General features: G+C 64.1%; 17 protein-coding genes. 6 read left to right on the forward strand and 11 right to left on the reverse strand.

Translation table 11 applies throughout. The features are described 5' to 3' along the window. Nucleotides 1-395: 395 nt before the first annotated feature. Nucleotides 396-740, forward strand: coding sequence for an Hpt domain-containing protein (locus MTX21_RS39840; RefSeq protein ID WP_280969879.1), 345 nt, complete (start codon nt 396-398; stop codon nt 738-740). Between the two features lie 113 nt (nt 741-853). Further along, nucleotides 854-1,174, forward strand: coding sequence for a 2Fe-2S iron-sulfur cluster-binding protein (locus tag MTX21_RS39845; protein ID WP_027552706.1), 321 nt, complete (start codon nt 854-856; stop codon nt 1,172-1,174). A gap of 24 nt (nt 1,175-1,198) precedes the next feature. On the opposite strand, the gene MTX21_RS39850 is transcribed toward MTX21_RS39845, so the two are convergent. Continuing rightward, complete coding sequence (locus tag MTX21_RS39850; protein WP_280969880.1) at nt 1,199-1,666, reverse strand: thioesterase family protein; 468 nt, start codon at nt 1,664-1,666, stop codon at nt 1,199-1,201. A 183-nt stretch (nt 1,667-1,849) separates the two neighbouring features. On the opposite strand from MTX21_RS39850, the gene MTX21_RS39855 reads away from it, so the two are divergent. The 3 genes from MTX21_RS39855 (at nt 1,850) to MTX21_RS39865 (ending at nt 5,332) form a co-directional block, all read left to right on the forward strand. Then, a complete protein-coding gene (locus MTX21_RS39855) occupies nt 1,850-2,878 on the forward strand; it encodes an NAD(P)/FAD-dependent oxidoreductase (protein ID WP_280969881.1) in 1,029 nt (342 codons plus the stop codon). 107 nt (nt 2,879-2,985) lie between these two features. Then, nucleotides 2,986-3,576, forward strand: coding sequence for a DUF2147 domain-containing protein (locus MTX21_RS39860; protein ID WP_280969882.1), 591 nt, complete (start codon nt 2,986-2,988; stop codon nt 3,574-3,576). Nucleotides 3,577-3,826: 250 nt separating this feature from the next. Then, entirely contained in the window at nt 3,827-5,332 is a 1,506-nt protein-coding gene (locus MTX21_RS39865; protein ID WP_280969883.1) for a CYTH and CHAD domain-containing protein, read from the forward strand. A gap of 121 nt (nt 5,333-5,453) precedes the next feature. On the opposite strand, the gene MTX21_RS39870 is transcribed toward MTX21_RS39865, so the two are convergent. The 9 genes from MTX21_RS39870 to MTX21_RS39910 all read right to left on the reverse strand — a co-directional run bounded on the left by MTX21_RS39870 (nt 5,454) and on the right by MTX21_RS39910 (nt 18,308). Next, nucleotides 5,454-6,659 carry a mandelate racemase/muconate lactonizing enzyme family protein gene (locus MTX21_RS39870; protein WP_280969884.1) on the reverse strand — a complete coding sequence of 402 codons (1,206 nt, stop codon included), beginning with the start codon at nt 6,657-6,659 and terminating at the stop codon, nt 5,454-5,456. 192 nt (nt 6,660-6,851) lie between these two features. Further along, complete coding sequence (garD, locus tag MTX21_RS39875; protein WP_280969885.1) at nt 6,852-8,393, reverse strand: galactarate dehydratase; 1,542 nt, start codon at nt 8,391-8,393, stop codon at nt 6,852-6,854. 120 nt (nt 8,394-8,513) lie between these two features. Beyond that, on the reverse strand, nt 8,514-9,962 hold the full coding sequence (locus tag MTX21_RS39880; RefSeq protein WP_280969886.1) for an aldehyde dehydrogenase family protein: 1,449 nt from the start codon (nt 9,960-9,962) through the stop codon (nt 8,514-8,516). Nucleotides 9,963-9,980: 18 nt separating this feature from the next. Further along, complete coding sequence (gene gudD / locus MTX21_RS39885; RefSeq protein ID WP_280969887.1) at nt 9,981-11,324, reverse strand: glucarate dehydratase; 1,344 nt, start codon at nt 11,322-11,324, stop codon at nt 9,981-9,983. 24 nt (nt 11,325-11,348) lie between these two features. Beyond that, entirely contained in the window at nt 11,349-12,293 is a 945-nt protein-coding gene (kdgD, locus tag MTX21_RS39890) for a 5-dehydro-4-deoxyglucarate dehydratase (protein WP_280969888.1), read from the reverse strand. A gap of 125 nt (nt 12,294-12,418) precedes the next feature. Further along, entirely contained in the window at nt 12,419-13,324 is a 906-nt protein-coding gene (locus MTX21_RS39895) for a LysR substrate-binding domain-containing protein (RefSeq protein WP_280969889.1), read from the reverse strand. 122 nt (nt 13,325-13,446) lie between these two features. Then, on the reverse strand, nt 13,447-14,787 hold the full coding sequence (locus MTX21_RS39900; RefSeq protein WP_280969890.1) for an MFS transporter: 1,341 nt from the start codon (nt 14,785-14,787) through the stop codon (nt 13,447-13,449). Between the two features lie 386 nt (nt 14,788-15,173). Further along, nucleotides 15,174-17,123, reverse strand: a complete 1,950-nt coding sequence (locus MTX21_RS39905; protein ID WP_280969891.1) for a hypothetical protein — start codon at nt 17,121-17,123, stop codon at nt 15,174-15,176. 102 nt (nt 17,124-17,225) lie between these two features. Then, a complete protein-coding gene (locus tag MTX21_RS39910) occupies nt 17,226-18,308 on the reverse strand; it encodes a YbhN family protein (RefSeq protein WP_280969892.1) in 1,083 nt (360 codons plus the stop codon). 380 nt (nt 18,309-18,688) lie between these two features. Between MTX21_RS39910 and MTX21_RS39915 the strand changes: the two genes are divergently transcribed. Beyond that, complete coding sequence (locus MTX21_RS39915) at nt 18,689-19,195, forward strand: ferritin-like domain-containing protein (RefSeq protein WP_280969893.1); 507 nt, start codon at nt 18,689-18,691, stop codon at nt 19,193-19,195. A gap of 65 nt (nt 19,196-19,260) precedes the next feature. Here the strand turns inward: MTX21_RS39915 and MTX21_RS39920 are convergent, their stop codons facing one another. Then, the gene (locus tag MTX21_RS39920) at nt 19,261-20,484 is read right to left on the reverse strand and encodes an MFS transporter (RefSeq protein ID WP_280969894.1); all 1,224 of its coding nucleotides are present in this window, start codon (nt 20,482-20,484) and stop codon (nt 19,261-19,263) included. Nucleotides 20,485-20,621 lie beyond the last annotated feature (137 nt).

Genomic DNA, 20,621 nt, shown 5'->3' on the forward strand with positions numbered 1-20,621 from the left:
CCCCGCGAGCCCCGCGCGCCACGCAAGCCCACAGACCGGATCATGCCGCTTATGCGGATCTCCGAGCCGTCCCCACCCGAACGGCTTGTCCGCTAATTTCCGCAACATCCTATTGGCAGAGCGTCGCGAATGAAATGCCCGCGATTAAGACATTCTTAATCATCGTTAACAGGATCGGGCCGTAACGCCTTAGCACTAAATGGAATTTTCCACGGAACTCGGCCGATTGCGGCAACTTTTCGTCAATAAACGGGCAGAATTACGTAAAGCTGTCCAAACACTTCGTTAACCATTTCCATGCTTGGGTGGAGCAAAGCTCGCCGCCCATCGGCGGAGCGCCGCGCGATGCCGGGGGGCCTGTCGCCATGATGCCTGACCTGCAACGGATGGACTGGATGCCCTCGCCGCCGCTTGCACCTCTCGACAGCCCCCTTGATCTCGACCATCTCGCGCGCATGACCCTCGGCGATGCCGGGCTGGAACAGGAAGTGCTCGCGATGTTCGCCGAGCAGTCGGTCCGGCTGATCGCCGCGATGTCGGCCGTGCCGGCCGACGCCGCTGTGCTCGCACACAAGCTTAAAGGGTCCGCGCGCGGGGTCGGTGCCTTTGCGGTGGCCGATGCCGCGGCGAGCCTCGAGACCGCGATCCGGACCGGCGACAACCCGTCCCGCGCCTTCGCCGCGCTGAAGGAGGCGGTGGCCGAGGTCCGTGCCGTCATCGCGACGATCCTGAAGGCCTGAGCCGCGATCCCGCGGCGACCCGGTGGCTTGCGCACTAGCGCAGGCCGGATCGACCCGTTATAGGACAGCCCGGACCCTCCCTTATTCCAAAGATCCCGGCAGCACGAGCACACATGGCCAAGATTCACTTCATCGACCACAAGGGCGAAACCCGCACGGTGGACATCGAGAACGGCGCGACCGTGATGGAAGCCGCCATCCGCAACAGCATTCCCGGGATCGAGGCCGAATGCGGCGGCGCCTGCGCCTGCGCCACCTGCCATGTCTATGTCGATGAAGCCTGGCGCGAGAAGGTCGGCAGCCCGACGCCGATGGAAGAGGACATGCTCGACTTCGGCTTCGACGTGCGTCCGAACTCGCGCCTGTCCTGTCAGATCAAGGTGAGCGACGAACTCGACGGGCTCGTGGTGTCGACGCCGGAACGCCAGGCCTGATCCTTCTTACATATTCCATATGTTCTAGCCGCTCGGCGGCGCGACCTCGATACCGCGCTTGTGCCAGGGTCTGAGCTTCTCGACGATCTCGGCGGTGAGGGGTGCCGGCCGCCGCGTCGCCTCGTCGAGCATGACGCCGACCGACGTAGCCGAGGCGATACACGTTCCTTCCGAAAACACGACCTGCTCGAAGGTCACCGAGGTCCGACCTATTTTCACGACGCCCAGGCCGAGTTCGATGGTGTTGGGCCAGTGCAGCTCGGCGCGGAAATGGATGTCGAGCCGCACCATGATCCAGGCGAGGCCCGGCGGCGTCAGCCCGTATTGCGGGCTCTTCATCAGCGTGACGCGGCCGGTCTCGAAATAGGTGGCGTAGACCGCGTTGTTGACGTGCTGGTTGGGATCGAGATCGCCGAAGCGGACGTTGTCGCTGAGCCGATAGGGGAAGTCCTCCAGTCGCGGCGTCGTATCGAGGTGGCTTGGTGCGTTCACCGATTGATCTCCGTCATATCCCTCATCCCTTACAGCTCAGTTATTTTGACCCGGCAAGTAGGCCAGGCTGCGGGGTGCTCCTGCTTTTATGCCTTCCCTGATCTATCCTCGTTGGCTAGACAGGAAAGGTTCCCTCTGCCCGCCTGGCGCCGTCCAACCGATAACGACCGATAAAGAGACGACATGAGCGACACGATCAAAACCGATGTGCTGATTATTGGCGCCGGCCCCTGCGGTCTGTTCGCCGCCTTCGAGCTTGGGCTTCTCGACATGAAGGCGCAGTTCGTCGACATCCTCGACAAGGTCGGCGGCCAGTGCGCCGAGCTCTATCCGGAAAAGCCGATCTACGACATTCCCGGCATTCCGCAGGTTTCGGGCCAGGGCCTTACCGACGCGCTGATGGAACAGATCAAGCCGTTCCATCCGACCTTCCATCTCGGCGAGATGGTGGAGACGGTGGAGAAGATCGGCGATCCCTTGTTTCGCTGCACCACCGACACCGGCAAGGTGTTCGAATGCAAGGTGGTGGTGATTGCCGCGGGCGGCGGCTCGTTCCAGCCCAAGCGTCCGCCGGTGCCGGGGATCGAGGCCTATGAGGGCACCTCGGTGCACTACGCTGTGCGCAAGATGGAGACGTTTCGCGACAAGAATGTGCTGATCGTCGGTGGCGGCGATTCCGCGCTCGACTGGACGCTCAACCTGCATCCGCTCGCCAAGCGCGTGACGCTGCTGCACCGTCGCGATGAATTCCGCGCCGCGCCTCACAGCGTCGAACAGATGCGTGCGCTGGTGGCGGCCGGCAAGATGGATCTCAGGCTCGGCCAGGTCACCGCGCTGTCCGGAGCTGACGGCAAGCTCACCGGCGCCACCGTGAAAGGCAACGACAACAGCATTGCCGAAGTTTCCTGCGACACCATGCTTCCGTTCTTCGGCCTCACCATGAAGCTCGGTCCGGTCGCCAACTGGGGTATCGCGCTGGAGCACAATCTGGTGCCGGTCGAGACGTCCGCATTCGAGACCAACGTGTCCGGCATCTTCGCGATCGGCGACATCAACACCTATCCCGGCAAGATCAAGCTGATCCTGTGCGGTTTCCACGAGGGCGCGCTGATGGCGCAAAAAGCCCACCGCTACGTCTATCCGGACAAGCGGCTGGTGTTCCAGTACACGACCTCGTCCTCCAGCCTGCAAAAGAAGCTCGGAGTCAACTGAGCTTACCGCGGCGGGAAGGCGATGCCCCATGTTTCTGATGCTGGAACCCTTCGCGAAATCGCCGTAGTCTGCGGCCATCCCAGTCGTGGCTTAGCAAGGTGATCATAATGCGGAATCTCGTTTCCAGCCCTCGGCTGCTCTCGCTTCTCGCGATCGGGCTCGCGCTCGGTGCGGTTCGCCCGGCTACCGCGCAAGCGCCGGAGCCCACCGCTGCGGGCCTCTGGCAGAAGGTCGAAGACGGCAGGCCGGTGGGATGGTTTCTCTTCGTCGACCACAATGGCGTCTTCGAAGGCGTCATCGCCAAGACCTTTCCGCGGCCCGGCGACAATCCGAACGAGATCTGCGCCAAGTGCACGGACGACCGCAAGAACGCGCCGCTGCTCGGCATCTCCTTCGTCCGTAACATGAAGCGCGAGGGATTGAAGTACGAAGGCGGCAACGTGCTCAATCCGCGCGACGGCAACATCTGGAAGGCCAACATGAAGGTCAGCCCGGACGGGCAGACGCTGACCTTGCGCGGCTATCTCGGCATTTCGCTGCTCGGCAAGGACGAGACCTGGACCCGCCTGCCGGACGCCAACATGGCGCAGATCGATCCGGCCATCATCGCCAAATATCTCCCCGCCCAGGCCGCCGCGGTGAAGCCGCCACCCGCGGCGAAGAAGGGCGGGGCGATGATGGCGCCGGCGAAGCAGTAGGGCCACGTCGCGGGTCCTTCTCGAGCGCTTCCCTCACACACCGCTGTCATAGCCGGCCCCCAGTGCGTAATTGCGCACAAGGCGGTCGATGACAGCATTGGTGTGGAACGTGCGGACCTCGAGCTCGTCATTGCGAGCGCAGCGAAGCACTCAAGGGCCTGCGCAACGCGGTTCCGGTCTCCTCATCCATCGCGGCACTTGGTGCGTTCTCGTGCGTTACAGAAAGTCCGCCGAGCGTGCGGAGGTCGGGATGGCCGTCGAAGCCGAATTAAAATTCCAGGTTCCTGCGCGTCGCCTCGCGACAATAGCGCAGGGGCGGGTGCCGGGCGGCAAGGCGGGAACGCGCGCCACAAGCGACTTGCTCTCGACCTATTTCGATACCACCAAATGCAGGTTGAAGCGGCATGGGTTGACGCTTCGCGTGCGACGGGATGGCCACACGCACGTTCAGACCGTGAAGTCGGCGAACGGGGCCGAGTTCGGTCGCGGCGAATGGGAAAGCGAGATAAGGGATGACGTGCCGCACCTCGGCAAGGCCGATGGCACGCCACTGAAGCCGATCGCCTCGAAAAAGCTGTGCCGCAAGCTGAAGCCGGTCTTCGAGACGTCGGTCCGTCGCATCACGTTGCCGATCCGCACCAGGCGCAGCGAGATCGAACTCGCCATCGACCGTGGCCGGATCATTGCCGGACCGCGCTCGAGCCCGATCGCTGAGCTCGAACTCGAGCTCAAGCGCGGCCGCCCTGTGGACCTGTTTCGGATGGCCAAGACGCTCGAGCGCAAGTCGCAGGCCGAGCTCGACTTGCGGTCAAAATCTGATCGCGGCTATGCGCTCGCGCGCGGCGAGGAGCATCCGGTCATGTCCGCCGACGGCATCATGCTGGATGCCGATATGAGCGCGGACGCCGCATTCAGGATCGTTGCCCGCGCGACCGCGCGCCATTTCTCCGGCAACGCCAACGCCGTACGCCGCGGGGATGCGGAAGGTATTCACCAGATGCGGGTGGGCCTGCGGCGTCTGCGCGCGGCCATCTCGTTGTTCTCTGGAATCCTGTCGCGAACGGGTCGCGAAAAGGCCAAGACGGATCTGAAGTGGCTGTCGAACGAGCTCGCGCCTGCGCGTGAGATCGACGTGTTCGTGAAGGACAATATCGAGCCGGCTAGCCGCGATGCGCTGCTGCGCCGCGGCGGCAAAGCGATCAGACAGGAGTTTTCGGAGCGGCGGGAGCGGGCCTTCGAGCGTGCGAGGAAAGCGGTCTGTTCGGAGCGATTTCGCGCGCTGCTGATCGATACGTTGCAGTGGATCGAATCCGGCTCAACGATCGCACCGGACCAGGGCAAGACACGAATCGGAAAATTCGCGCGCGACGTGCTCCATCGCCGCATCAAGAAGGTCCGCAAGGATGGCCGGCATCTCGACCGGATGTCCGCGCGGGAGCGGCACAAGTTCCGGATCGGGATCAAGAAGCTCAGATACGCGATCGAGTTTTTCGAGAGCCTGTTCGCGGATAAAGGCGAGCAGAAGCAGCTCGCGCGCCTGTCGAAACATATGAAGAATATCCAGGATGCTTTGGGCTCGCTGAACGACTTCGTCGCCCATCACGAGATGGCCGTCGATGCCGCACTTCATGCGCCACGCCGCAACGGCAGAGCCGGCGCCTTTGCTTCGGGCGTGATCGTCGGTCGCGAGGATCGGGCCGTGAAGCCGCTGATGGCGACCGCAGCACGCGAGGTGCGGGCGCTCGAAAAATTCTGACGTGCGCCAGCGCGCGTCATTGCTGCGTGGTGCGGCCGCAACGAAGCGGAGCAGACGTTTTTCCGCGCCAATGTTTCCGGACAGTGTCGAGGCCGTCGCGTGACGACGCGCGGATTGTGCCTTACGCGCCAAGCTTCGACTCTCGCACCACTGCGTCCGCACGGCGATGCAAGTCCGGGTTGAGCGCAAGTCCGAGGCCGGGTGCAGTCGGCGCGGATACGATGCCGTTGTTTACAATCGGAAGCGCGGTGACGAGATCGCGATACCAGGTCGACAGCGTCGCACGAACCACCTCCTGGAAGATCGCGGTCGGCGCATGCAACGCCAAGTGCAGGCCCGCCATCAGCGCCACCGGTCCCGTGCAATCGTGCGGAGCGAGCGGCTTGTTGTAAGACTCGGCAAGGGCGGCGATCTTGCGCGTTTCGCTCAATCCGCCGCACCAGGCGATATCGAGCATGACCACGTCGATGGCATCGGCCGCGAGCAGATTGCGGAAGCTCGCCGCGCCGGCCAGCGTCTCGCTGCCGCAGATCGGCGTCTTGACGCGGCGCCTGAGGTCGGCAAGGCCCTGCACGTCGTCCATCTTGCCAAGCGGATCCTCGACCCAGAACACGCCGTAATCTTCCAGCGCACGGCAGATGCGCTCGGCGGTGTGCGCGCCCCACAGGCTGTGCAGCTCACACATGATCTCGATGCGATCGCCGACGGCGGCGCGAATCTTACGGAACGGTTCGAGACCGGTGTTGAGGTCGGCGAGCGAAATCGAATGGCCGCCATTGGCGGCAAAGGGATCGAACGGCCAGATCTTCATCGCGCCAAAGCCTTCGCTGACGAGGCTTTCGGCGAGCGCGCCGGCGTCGCGCATGAAGGCGATCTGGTCGTCATAGGGGCCGAGCGCGGCATCCTCAGCGCCGATCTCGCGGCGCTTGGCGCTCTTGGTGTTGTAGGCATAGCCGGCGCAGGTGTTGTAGGCACGGATCTCGAGCCGGCTCGCGCCGCCGAGCGCCTCGTGCACGGGAATGCCGTGGCGCTGGCCCTTGATGTCCCACAGCGCGATGTCAATGGCGCTAGCGGCGCGCACCTCGGCGCTGACGCTGTGGAAGCCGAGATACGGCGTCAGCAATTGGCGCGAGATCGCCTCGATCCGGCGGGAATCCTGGCCGAGCAGCAGGGGCGCGGCGAGCTCATGTACGGCGGCTTCGACGGCCTGCGCGCCGCGGAAGCTCTCGCCTAAGCCGGTCAGTCCTTCGTCGGTCTCGATCTCGACCCAGATCAGGTTCGGCCGCTCATCGATGCGGATGGTGCGCAGGGTCGTGATGCGGGACATTCAGGAGTCCTCTTGGTCTTAAAGCGCGATTATCGTGAGCTGTCATTCCGGGGCGACGCGTAAGCGTCGAGCCCGGAATCCATAACCACGAACTGGGGATATGGATTCCGGACCTGCGTCGGAGCCTGTCATCGGGCCGGCCGAAGGCCGGACCCGGTGGGCGCATCCCGGAATGACGACGGGAAGATACAACTAGGTCACCGGAGCTGGATTGAACAATGTGAGATCGTTGTGGATGCCCCAGCGGTCCGACCAGGGCTTGGTGCGGCCGCTGGCGACGTCGAGGATCAGGCGGAACAGGTCCCAGCCGGTTTCCTCGATGGTCTTCTCGCCGGTGGCGATGCGGCCCGCATCGAAGTCGATCAGGTCCTTCCAGCGCCGCGCAAGCTCGCTGCGGGTTGCGACCTTGATCACGGGTGCAGCGGCAAGGCCGTAGGGCGTGCCGCGGCCGGTGGTGAACACCTGCAGCGTCATGCCAGAGGCAAGCTGGAGCGTGCCACAGATGAAATCGGACGCCGGCGTTGCCGCGAACAGCATGCCCTTCTGCGTCGCCTTCTCGCCGGGCGAGAGCACGCCGGTGATGGCACTTGATCCGGACTTGACGATCGAGCCGAGCGACTTCTCGACGATGTTGGCGAGCCCGCCCTTCTTGTTGCCGGGCGTGGTGTTGGCGCTGCGGTCGGCGCCGCCGCGGGCGAGATAGGAATCGTACCAGGCCATCTCGCGCACCAGCGCGCGGCCGACATCCTCGTTGATGGCACGGCGGGTGAGGAGCTGGATGGCGTCGCGCACCTCCGTGACCTCGGAGAACATCACGGTGGCGCCGGCGCGCACCAGAAGGTCGGCGGCGAAGCCGACGGCGGGGTTCGCGGTGACGCCGGAGAAGGCGTCGCTGCCGCCGCATTGCAGGCCGATGACGAGGTCGGAAGCCGGGCAGGTCTCGCGCTTGCGCGTGTTGAGGACTTTCAGCCGCGCCTCGGCCTGGGTCGTGATCGCATCGACGATCGCGCCGAAGCCATCGAAGGCCTCGTCCTGCATGCGGACGATGGCGTCGCCCACGCCTTCCGGCACCAGCCGTTCGGGCGCGAGCTTCTCGCAGCCGAGGCCGACGACGAGGATCTCGCCACCGAAGTTCGGATTGAGCGCGAGGTTCTGCAGCGTGCGGATCGGCACGACCGCGTCGGGCGCGGTGATCGCGACGCCGCAGCCATAGGCATGGGTGAGGGGAACGACGTCGTCGACGTTCGGATATTTCGGCAGCAGCTCGGTGCGGATGCGCTTCACAGCATATTCCATCGTGCCCTTGACGCATTGCACGGAGGAGGAGATGCCGAGGATGTTCTTGGTTCCGACCGAGCCGTCGGGATTGCGATAGCCCTCGAATGTGTAGCCTTCGAGCGGCGGCAGCGGAGCGGGGACGGCGGTGGAGATCTCCAGCTTGTCGAGCGGTGGCGCCTCCGGCATGCGGATGCTTGCCTCATCGACCCATTCGCCGGCGAGGATTGGCGCCAGCGCGTAGCCGATCACCTCGCCATAGCGGATGATCGGCGCGCCTTCCGCAATATCGACCAGCGCCGTCTTGTGCCCCTGCGGCACGAAAGCGCGCAGCGTGAGCCCGCAGGCGAAGCGGGAGCCGGCGGGAAGCCCGAAATCATTGACCACGATCGCGACGTTGTCGCGCTCGTTGAGCTTGATGTAGCGGGGCTGCTCTTTCGCCGCGATGTCCTGGTCCATGCGCTTTCCTCAAGAACAGAATTGTAGGGTGGGTTAGCCGAAGGCGTAACCCACCATGCTTCATGCGTTGTGGCCGAGGTGGGTTACGCTGACGCGAACCCACCCTACGGTGTTGGCCTATCAGCCGGGATTCGTGTAGGCGGTCTTCACCGCGGTGTAGAACTCGCGGGCGTAGGAACCCTGCTCGCGGGCGCCATAGCTCGAACCCTTCCGGCCGCCGAACGGCACGTGATAGTCGACGCCGGCGGTCGGCAGGTTGACCATCACCATGCCGGCCTCGCTGTTGCGCTTGTAGTGCGTGGCGTATTTCAGGCTGGTGGTGCAGATGCCGGAGGCGAGGCCGAACTCGGTGTCGTTGGAGATCGCGAGCGCCTCCTCGTAATTCTTGGCGCGGATGACGGTGGCAACCGGACCGAAGATTTCCTCACGCGCGATGCGCATGTTGTTGTTGGCTTCCGTGAACAGCGCCGGCTGGAGGTAGTAGCCGGGCGTCTCGCGGTTCAGCAGCTCGCCGCCCCAGGCGAGCGTGGCGCCTTCGTCCTGGCCGATCTTGAGATAGCGCAGGTCCTGGTCGAGCTGGCTCTGGTCGACCACGGGGCCGATATGCACGCCGGCCTTGAGCGCATCATCGACCGACAGCCCCTTCATGCGCTCGGTCATCGCCGCGACGAAGCGGTCGTGGATGCCTTCGGTGACGATCAGGCGGGAGGAGGCGGTGCAGCGCTGGCCGGTGGAGAAATAGGCGCCGTTGACGGCGACTTCGACCGCAGTCTTGAGATCCGCATCGTCGAGCACGACCAGCGGATTTTTGCCGCCCATCTCGAGCTGGAATTTCTTCATGGGGTTCGACAGTACGCAGGCCTGCGCGATCTTGCGACCCGTCTGCACCGAACCGGTGAAGGAGATCGCGGCGACGTCGGGATGCTCGAGCAGGGTCTGGCCGACCACGGAGCCGGAGCCGACGACGAGGTTGAACACGCCGGCCGGAATTCCGGAGCGGGTGATGATCTCGGAGAGCGCATGCGCAGAGCCCGGTACGAGCTCGGCGGGCTTGAACACGACGGTATTGCCGTAGCACAGCGCGGGTGCGATCTTCCAGGCGGGGATCGCGATCGGGAAATTCCAGGGAGTGATCATGCCGACGACGCCGACCGCCTCGCGGGTGATTTCGACTTCGAGTCCGGGACGGACGGATGCGCCCTTCTCGCCGGTCAGCCGCAGTGCTTCGCCGGCAAAGAATGCGAAGATCTGACCGGCGCGCGCGACCTCGCCGATGCCTTCAGGCAGCGTCTTGCCTTCCTCGCGGGCGAGCAGGCGGCCAAGTTCCTCCTTGCGGGCGAGGATTTCGGTTGAGATCTTGTTCAGCGCGTCATAGCGCTCCTGCGGCGTCGAGCGCGCCCAGGCGGGGAAGGCGGCCTTAGCGGCCGCGATCGCCTTCTCGGTCTGCGCCTTATCAGCCTTGGCGTATTCGCCGACGAGATCGTTGGTGTTGGAGGGGTTGATGTTCCTGGTGACGCCGGAGCCATCGACCCATTCGCCACCGATGAAGTTCTTCAGGATCGCAGTCATCGCTTCCTCCAGGGTTTCTTAACGCACTAGGCAGGGACGCTTGTCGTCAAAGGTCCAGCCGGGGATCAGGTCCTGCATGGCAATAGCGTCATCGCGGGCGCCAAGTCCATGCTGCTTGTAGAGCTCATGCGCGGCGTCGATAGCTGCCCGGTCAATTTCGACGCCAAGGCCGGGACGATCGGGCACGGCAATCTGGCCGCCCTTGATCTGGAGCGGCTCCTTGGTCAGCGCCTGGCCATCCTGCCAGATCCAGTGGGTATCGATCGCGGTGACCTTGCCAGGAGCGGCGGCGCCGACATGGGTGAACATGGCGAGCGAAATGTCAAAGTGGTTGTTGGAGTGCGAGCCCCAGGTCAGGCCGTTGTCACGGCAGGTCTGGGCAACGCGCACCGAGCCTTGCATCGTCCAGAAATGGGGGTCAGCGAGCGGAATGTCCACCGCCCCTAAGCGCAGCGCGTGGGAGAGCTGCCGCCAGTCGGTCGCGATCATGTTGGTCGCGGTCGGCAGCCCGGTGGCGCGGCGGAACTCGGCCATGATCTCGCGGCCGGAGAAGCCCGCTTCGGCGCCGCAGGGATCCTCCGCATAGGCGAGGATGCCGTGCATGTCCTTGCAGAGCCGGATCGCCTCGTCGAGCGACCAGGCGCCGTTCGGGTCCAGCGTGACGCGCGCCTTGGGGAAGCGCTTGGCGATGGCGGTGACGGCCTCGATCTCCTGCTCGCCGCGCAGCACGCCGCCCTTCAGCTTGAAGTCGGCGAAGCCGTAGTGGTCGTGGGTGGCCTCCGCGAGCCGCACCACTGTCTCCGGCGTCATTGCTTCCCGATGGCGGAGATTGAACCATTCGGGTTTGCCGGTCTCGCCCTTAACGTAATCGAGCTTGCTCTTGTTGATGTCGCCGACGAAGAAGAGATAGCCGAGCGTCTTGACGCTCTTGCGCTGCTGGCCTTCGCCGAGCAGCGCCGCAACGGGCAGGCCGAGATGCTGGCCGAGCAGATCGAGCAGCGCGGATTCCACGGCTGTAACGGCATGGATCATGACTCGCAGGTCGAACGTCTGCTTGCCGCGGCCGCCGGCGTCCCGGTCGGCAAAGGCCGTGTGGATGTCGGCAAGAATGTTGTTCAGGGCGCCGATGGTCTTGCCGATCACGAGATCGCGCGCGTCCTGCAGCGTCTGCCAGATTTTTTGCCCGCCCGGCACCTCGCCGACGCCGGTGTGACCGGAGTTGTCGGTGAGGATGACGATGTTGCGGGTGAAGAACGGTGCATGCGCGCCGCTTAAGTTGAGGAGCATGCTGTCGCGGCCCGCGACCGGAATCACCTGCATCGACGTGACGACTGGTGCGCCGGAGATTCCGCTCTCGACCATCGGCTGCTCCTCCCTTTTGTGTCGTTATTCTGCCGCTTGTTGTGTCGATCGGATGGCGGGCAGTTTCTCGACCAGCGCGGTCAGTTCCGCAATCTCCTGGCCGGTGAGGTCGGTGAGCGGCGGGCGGACCGGGCCGGAGTTGCGGCCGATCACCTTCATGCCGGCCTTGATGATCGAGACTGCATAGCCCTTCTTGCGGTTGCGGATCGCGATCAGGGGCAGGATGAAGTTCTTCAAGCCTGCATGGATCGTCTCATGGTCGCGTTTGCGCACGGCGGCGTAGAATTTGGTCGCGAACTCCGGCACGAAGTTGAACACGGCCGAGGAGTAGGTCGTCACGCCCATGTCGAGATAGGGCAGCGCGAAAGTTTCCGCCGTCGGCAGGCCGCCGATATAGGTCAGGCGATCGCCGAGCTTGGTGTAGACGCGGGTCATCAGCTCGATGTCGCCGATGCCGTCCTTGTAGCCGACGAGGTTCGGGCAGCGCTCGGCGAGACGCGCCAGCGTATCGGGCTGCAGGATGGCATTGTCGCGGTTGTAGACGACGACGCCGATCTTCACGGCGGCGCAGACCGCCTCGACATGGGCGGCAAGGCCGTCCTGCTCGGAATGTGTGAGATAGGGCGGCAGCAAGAGCAGGCCGTCAGCGCCTGCCTTCTCCGCACCGATCGCGATCTCGCGCGCGATCGCAGTGCCGTAGCCGGTGCCGGCGAGCACCGGCACGCGGCCCTTGGTCTCTTCGACAGCGACCTTCACCACTTGCGGAACTTCGGTCGGCGTCAGTGAGAAGAACTCGCCGGTGCCGCCGGCGGCGAACAGACCCGCGACGTCGTAGCCGCAGAGCCAGTCCATGTTGGCACGGTAGGTGGTCTCGTCGAAGGAATAGTCAGCCTTGAAGGGCGTGACGGGGAAGGACAGGAGGCCAGAGCCGATTGTCTTGGCCATCTCCTGCGGGGTCATCTTGCTCATGGGCGCCACTCCCTTCTCTCATGTTGTGGAGGACGCAACCAAAGCCGCGTCCATGCGGCGTTGTTTAAGAGACCGTTCGATGCGCGTCCAAGCCAAAGCCTATATCGACTGATGCGGAATCAGCATCAATCTTCCGCGGTGTCCTGCGAGGCCAGTTCGCCCGCGATCTTCACCAGGGCCGAGAGCAGCGGGTTCTCGTCGTCGCGGCGCCAGACCATGAACAGCTCCACGGGGACGCGTGTGCGCAGCTTGAGCGGGCGCAGGCGCACGTCGGAGATCTTCAGGCTCGCAGCCGCGGCCGGCACGATGGCAAGGCCGAGGCCGGCACGAACCATAGCGAGGATCGAGTGGATCTGACTGAGGTGCTGGACATAGCGCGGCAGGATGTCAGCGCGGGTGAAGAGTGCCACCAAGAGGTCGTGGAAGTAGCGGCTCTCATAAGGCGAGTACATCACGAAGGGCTGGTCGTCGAAATCTTTGATGGTGATGTTCTCGGCATTCGCCAGCGGATGCTTCTTCGGGATCGCGGCGAGCAGCGGCTCGGCGACGACGCGGCGGCTGGTGAGCTCCGGGCGCGCGATCGGCGGCCGCAACAGGCCGGCATCGATCTGGCCCGAGGTCAGCGCCTCGAACTGGTCGCCAGAGACCATCTCCTTCAACGAGAAATCGACCTCGGGCAATTTCGCGCGGCAGGCCGCGATGAGCTCGGGGAGGAAGCCGTAGGCGGCGGCCGCGGTGAAGCCGATCTTCAGCGAGCCGGTCTTGCCGAGCGCGATGCGGCGGGCGACCTGCGAAGCGCTCTCTGCAAGCTTGAGGATGCGCTGCGCCTCCGGCAGGAAGCTGCGCCCGGCCGGCGTCAGCCGCACCGAGCGGCTGGTGCGCTCCAGAAGCGGCGCATCGATGATGTGCTCGAGCACCTGGATCTGCCTGGATAGCGGCGGCTGGGTCATGTTCAGCCGCGCGGCGGCGCGGCCGAAATGCAATTCCTCCGCCACTGTGACGAAGCAGCGGAGTTGGTTGAGGTCGAACATCGATACATGCCTTAGATGGATAAGGCGTTTCCCCGGCATTTCTAGCATCGATCACCCCCAAAACAAAGACGGCGGCTGTGAGGCCGCCGTTGAGTTGCCTGGTCAAGCTCCCATGGGAGCCCTCAGGAGGAACGCTTGAGCACCACCCGCTCGATCTTGCCGACCACGACGAGATAGGCGATCGCGGCGATGAGCGCGTTGATGCCGACGAATACGAGGGCGCCGTTGAACGAGCCAGTCGCGGCCACGATGTAGCCGATCACGATCGGGGTGGTGATCGAGGAGAGGTTGCCGAAGGTGTTGAACAAGCCGCCGGAGACGCCGCCGGCTTCCTTCGGCGAGGTATCGGAGACGACCGCCCAGCCGAGCGCGCCGATGCCCTTGCCGAAGAAGGCGAGCGCCATGAAGCCGACAACGAGCGCCTGTCCGTTGACATAGTTGCAGGCAATGATCGACATCGACAGGAGCATGCCACCGACGATCGGGATCTTGCGCGCCATAGTCAGCGAGTTCGTCTTGCGCAGGATGAAATCAGAGATGATGCCGCCGAGCACGCCGCCGATGAAGCCGCACAGCGCCGGCAGCGTCGCGACGAATCCGGCTTGCAGGATCGACAGGCCGCGCTCCTTGACGAGGTAGACCGGGAACCAGGTCAGGAGGAAGTAGGTCAGCGTATTGATGCAGTATTGGCCGAGATAGACGCCGAGCATCATGCGGTTAGAGAGGAGCTGGCGGATATGGTCCCATTTCGGGCCGGAGTCCGGCGCGCGCTCGTCCTTGGGCGCGTCGAGATCGACCAGCGCGCCGCCTTCCTTGATGTAGTCGAACTCTGCGTCGTTGATCGAAGGATGCTCCTTCGGGCCGTAGATCGTCTTGATCCAGGCAAGGCCCATGACGACGCCGAGCGCGCCCATCACGAAGAACACGTAGCGCCAGCCGTAGTCGTGGGCGATCCAGCCCATCAGCGGCGCGAAGATCACGGTCGCGAAATACTGTCCCGAGTTGAAGAAGGCCGAGGCGGTGCCGCGCTCATTGCCGGGAAACCAGGCCGCGACGATGCGGGCATTGGCAGGGAAGGAGGGCGCCTCCGCGATGCCGACGAGGAAGCGAAGGGCGAACAGGACGACGATCGCGGTGCCGGCGCTGAAGAAGCCGACCCAGCCCTGCATCAGCGTGAACAGCGACCAGACGATGATACTGAAGGCGTAGACGAGGCGCGAACCGTAGCGGTCGAGAAGCCAGCCGCCCGGCACCTGCGCGATTACATAGGACCAGCCGAACGCCGAGAAGATGTAGCCCATGGCGACGGGATCGAGATGGAGCTCCTTGGCGAGCGCGGGACCCGCGATCGACAGCGTGGCGCGGTCGGCATAGTTGACGGTGGTGACCAGGAACAACATGGTCACGATGAACAGTCTGACGCGAGACCTCCTCACGTCCGCTGCGGACACCACTGCGCTCATCACGCGCCTCCTCAAGTCGAAACGTTTCCTCGCGGGGACTCCTAGAGGCGCGCGCGGGAAACTGTCCAAGTTGAAGGGGGTATCGATTGATGCCGTTTTTGGATTGATGGAACGGCAGGTGAGGGGACGATAGCGAGGATGGCGAACACGGCCGCCACCCACTCCACGGTCATTCCCCGCGAAAGCGGGGAATCCAGTACGCCGTATCCGTCACCGCCTCTGGAATACTGGATCGCCCGCCTTCGCGGGCGATGACAGCGAGAAGGTGGCGAGCGCGTTCCTCAATCTCGTCATTGCGAGTGCAGCGAAGCAATCCAGGATCTTTCCGCGGTGGGACTCTGGATTGTTTCGCTGCACTCGCAATGACGATTTGGGAGAGCTCGTTTTTACTGCTGTGCGCTCGGCAGAAGCTGAGGCAGGAAGCCCCGCGTCACGCCGGGCGGCACCGCATCCAAACCGAGCACGGCGCTCGCGGCTGGAAGCGTCGCGTCTGCCATCGCAGCGTGGCCTTCGGCAGAGGGATGCACGGCGCCGCCATAGACGGCCGACAGCACGCCCCAGGTGGCATCGTGAATGTCGGTCGGCTGGCTCGCCGCCGGCAATCCTTGCGGATAGGTCATTGCGGCGAAGTAGCTGTCATTGGCGTCGCGGATCCAGCGGGCGCGGGGCAGATAGGCGCGATATTCGGAAGCGCCGCGGCCACACAGCATCGGCTGGCTCGCCGCGGTCACGATATCCGGATTGAAGCTCTGGCCGTTCTCAGCAAAGCAGGTGCGGTCGAATTCGGGATCGTTGCCGGAATGGGCGCAGAAGCCGTGATCGGCGAACGCGGCCTGATGTGTATCGACGAAAGTCATCCGGTCGGACTCGGGATCGCGGCACAGCGCGCCGCGGGTGCAGGTGGCGAGCCCCCTCAGTTGCGGCAGGAACTCGGTGTCGACGAAGGTCGAGACCCGGGCGAGCCGTTGCGGATCGGCGTTGAAGGATGGATGGATGTCGAAGCCGGCGCGGCCGCCGCGGCAGGGCACGCCGCCATCTGCAAGCGCGGGATTGGCGTAGGAGACGTAGACGACGTGCGAGAGGTCGCCGCCGACGAGCGGCTTTAGCGCTTCGCGCAGCCTGACGAAGTTCTGCGGCAGTTCGCGCGTCAGCGCATCGCGGGAGTCGTCGACGCTCGCCATCACACCGGAGCGTCGGAACAGCGTGCGCTCGGTCGCTGTGTCGACGATGACATCGGCAACGAGGCCGGAGAAGTAGACGTCGTTGGCGCCGATCGAGAGCAGCACGAGGTCCAGCGTGCGGTCCGGCTGGCGCTTTCTGGCAGCGGTGAGCGCCTCGCGCAGCTCGGAGACCTGCGCGCTCACGCTGGTCTGGCAGGTGCCGCTCTTGCCGGGTGGGCATTCGCGAGCGCGTTGCGAGCCGAGGAGCCCATCGCTGATGCTGGCGCCGGTGCAGGCGAGCGGCAGATAGGTCACCGCGATGTGGGTATAGCGCACCGCGAGCGCCAGTGCGGTGCGGGTCTGGTAGCTGTAGAGCGAGCGGTGACAGGGAGAGTTGAACCAAAGCGCGCCGTAGCGCTGCCAGTTGGCGAGCGTATCGGGGGCCTCGCAGGCGCGGCCGCCCTTGAAGCCGGCGCGGCTAGGCCGGTAGTACTGCGCACCCGCCGTGCCGAGATAGGAGCGGAAGCAGAAGCCTTCGTCGGACAGCGCCAGCGCCCGGTCCGGATTGCCTTCGCCGGAGGCGATGCTATCGCCGAGACCGGCGATGAAGAGGTCGCGAACCTGGATCTCGGTCTGCACCCGCTGGACCGGATCGGAGCCGGCAGAGACGTCGACAGTCGCGACCGTCTGCTTGCCGTAGCGGACGCGCAGGTTCACCGGCTCGGCGCAGTCGAAGGTGGAGGCTTGCGGCCCGTCGCCGTCGTCGAACGACCAGGCGCAGATCGCCCCGACCGGCACCGCGCCGGTCAGGCGCACGGTGACGGGATGGTCGATCGGGGTGATGTAGTTCTCCTTGACGTTGTCGCGGGTGCAAGGCTGGTTGATCCGGCCCTGGAGATCAATGCAGAGCCGGTTGACCATGTTGCGGGCCCAGCCGCGGCCCTCGCTCTGGATTTCCAGCGACTGCTCGGCGGAGAGGATGCTGCGGTTCCGCGCGTTCTCAACATGCAGCAGGAAGTCGCGCTCTTCGCGGAACAGGCGGAAACGGTTGCGGACCTCCCAGGTGATCTGCATGGCGCCCTCGTCCTGGGCGGCGGCGCGCTCAATCGGCAAAGCGCTGAGAATCCCGGCAAGCAGGGCGCCTGCGAGGAAGGTGCGAAGGGTGGTTCGGATCATGGCCCGCGTTTTCAACGGCAAAGTTGAGGCGGAAATAAGAGAGGCTTGATCGATCCGCCTGCGACGTTTGTCTGACCGGTTTAAGGCCGCCCGTCCAGCGCCTTACCGCTTGTTGGCCTGCCGCAACGGCCGCTCGCGCTCCATCGGCGTCACCTGCTTGGGTAGGTTGGCCTGGGCGCAGGCCTCCGCCAGCCGCCGCCGCTCCTGCCATGGTTCGACCACGTTCATCCAGAGCTCGCGGGTGCCCATGATGGAAATGGCAAGGCCGAACGGAATTACGAAATAGAGGATGCGGAACACCAGGAGAGTGGCCAGGAGCTGCTCGCGTCCGAACTCCGGCAGCGCCACCAGCATGGCGGCGTCGAACACGCCGATCGAGCCGGGGGCATGGCTGGCGAAACCGAGAAGCGTCGCCAGGATGAAGACCACCGCGAGCGACATGAAGTCGATCGGCGGATTGGCCGGCATCAACAGGTACATCGCGGTGGCGCAGAAGCCGAGGTCGACTACGCCGATCAGGATCTGCACCAGCGTCAGCGGGGCGGACGGCAGTACCACCTTCCAACCCTTCTGGCCGAGCTCGCGACGCTTCTCGCCCATGGACAGCCAGACCAGATAGGCGCCAATCGAGGCGAGACCGCCCAATGCGATCAGACGGTTAATCGCCGAGGGGAGCTGATCCATCGCCGAGGCCGCGTCCGGATGGATGGCCATGCCGATCGAGAGCACGAAGATGTTACCGAGCCAGAAGGTCAGGCCGGAGAGGAAACAGATTTTGGCGACGTCGATCGCGTTCAACCCGTAATCCGAATAGATCCGGAATCGGATCGCCCCACCGGTGAAGACGGTGGCACCGATATTGTGGCCGATCGAATAGGAGGTGAAGCTGGAGAGCGCCGCAATGCGATAGGGAACGTGTTTCTTACCGATCGTGCGCAGCGCAAAAAAGTCATAGAAGGTCAGCGTACAGAACGCGAAGAGCACACAAATCGCGGCAAGCCCGATGTTTCCACGGGGAATCTCGGTTAACGCGGTCAGGATGACGCTGGTATCGATGCCCTTGAGGGTCCGTACCAGTGTAGTGATCGCGAAGGCGATGATCATGACGCTCGCGGCAATTCCGAGGCGTCGCCAGCCGATCCATCGTTTGAAGCCGCGTTTCAGCGCGGGCAGCAGTCCGTGCATTCATCCTCCCGGTGGGGGCAAGACCGCCCGATCCGGCTCGCAGGCTGATCGGGGCGCGATCGCTACCAAAAGTGGGGGCGCCGATCGCTAGGCATGATCTAATCCATTAGGGCAAAAACGTCGACTTGTGCAGCCCTTGACAAGGATGGGTTCTCCATCTGACCCGGCCGCTTTTGTCATACGTGCTACACATTGCGGTCCGTTAAGGATTTGAGTCGCGGGTCTTCCGCCGGCATTGTTCCAGCGCAAACGAATGCGAGCTTTTTCGGAACGTCGGCGCAATGTGCCGGTTAGCGCCGCATCAGCAATCGAACATGGCGGGATAGGCCTTGCGTGCAAGCCCGCGCCGTCCTGTTCCCAAACTCCCGAGGATTGGAACGATGGGACTGTTCACAAAAGATATCAAAACCATGAACGACCTGTTCGTGCATCAGCTCCAGGACATCTATTACGCCGAGCAGCAACTCACCAAGGCGCTGCCCAAGATGGCCAATAGGGCCACCGATCCACAGTTGAAGCAGGGCTTTTTGACGCATCTGGAAGAGACAAAGCAGCACGTCACGCGTCTTGAGGAAGTGTTCAGGATGCACGGCGTCGCCGTGAAGGCGATCGACTGCCCAGCGATCGACGGGATCATCGAAGAGACCGATGACACGACCGGCGAAGTCGCCGACAAGGCGGTGCTCGACGCGGCCCTGATCAACGCAGCGCAAGCTGCCGAGCACTACGAGATCGTGCGTTATGGCAGCCTGATCGCCTGGGCCAAGCAGCTCGGCCGCAACGACTGCGCAGCGGTTCTCGCCAAGACGCTCGAGGAAGAGAAGGCGACCGACAAGAAGCTGACCTCACTCGCCGAGAGCAACGTGAACCTGCGCGCGGCAAGCTGAGGCGAGATGCCTTTTGTCAGGAAAACGCCGCGCGTCCCGTGCAGCGTTTCTTTTTGCGGCTGCGCCTACTCGACCTGGTATTTCAGCCCAAACGCCAGTGCGACCACCGCAAAGACTGCGATGGTCACGGCAAAGACCAGACTCGCCACGGTCGAGCTGATCAGGGTCGAGAGGATGCCGATGCCGATGACCGGAAGCGCGTTGCCGAGGAAACAGCAGATGAAATAGGCCGAGACCACCTCGGCGCGCCGATCATCGGGCGCGATCTGGTTTACCACCTGCAGGCTGCCGCGATAGCCGAGGCCCGCCGCCACTCCGCAGATCGCGGTGGCCGCGATCATGATGCCCAGCGACTCCATGAACTGTGCGATCACGAGCAGCGCAAGGCTCGGCAGCATGAGACCGAGCGACCATAGCATCGCGGTGCGGCTCGACAGCGAGCGGGTCAGGGCGATGACGAGGGCCACGGCGGCCGCAAGCTCGAGGAAGATCGCTCCTGCAACGGCGTGGCTGGCTTCGTGCAGCTCGTTCGCGAGCACGCTCGGAGCGAGCGCGGCGAAGAAGGCGACGAGGGCCATGGCGCCGAAACCGGTCACCGCCGGCGCGACGAACCGGGACCGGATGGATGATGGGACGCTCGCACGCGGCCGTATCGACACCCGGGCAAATGTACCGAGCGGCCGCTCCACGGTCTCGCGGGCAAAGGCAAGAAGTGCCGCGACCACGACCAGCGTTGCGAGATAAGCAACGAACGGTATTCGCAGCGGAAGCGCGACATATTCGGCCAGCAGACCGGCAACCAACGCGCCGAGACCAAGGCCGGTGAAGTTCGCGACCGTCGCGATCACGGTGGCGCGCGAACGATCCTGTTCGGCGATCAGTTCCGCAAGCCACGCAGTGCCGGTTCCTGCGCCGATCCCGATCGCAAGGCCGCTCAGCACCCGTGCAACGTAAAGCGAGGCAACCCCGCGCGCTAACAGGAACACGAGCGCGCCCACGATGGCGATGCCCATGGCAATGGCCGCAGCGCGCCGGCGTCCGATCTCGTCGGAGATCCGGCCAAACACCAGAAGCGCGGTCAGGTTTCCGACGACGTAAACGGCATAGATCAAGGTCAACGTGATCTGGGAGAAACCGAACTGCTGCTTGTAGATGACGTAGAGCGGGGTTGCGATCGTGCTGCCGGCGAACAGTGCGCCGATCATGCAGGCGACCGCAACGACGGTTGCGCTCTTGCCGAACTCCCATCTTGCCGATGATGGAATCGAGGTGTTGCCAACTCTTGCCATGACTTCGCTGCCTTGAAGAGAATTGAGGGGATCAACACGAAGCAATCTCGCGCTGTTCCCATGTCACCATGGGGATCCGGCCTGCGTGGCGAGCAGGGCCGAGACTTCGATGCATTCTGCTGAAAGATACGATTCGT

This window comes from Bradyrhizobium sp. ISRA430, from assembly GCF_029909975.1.
Classification (GTDB): domain Bacteria; phylum Pseudomonadota; class Alphaproteobacteria; order Rhizobiales; family Xanthobacteraceae; genus Bradyrhizobium.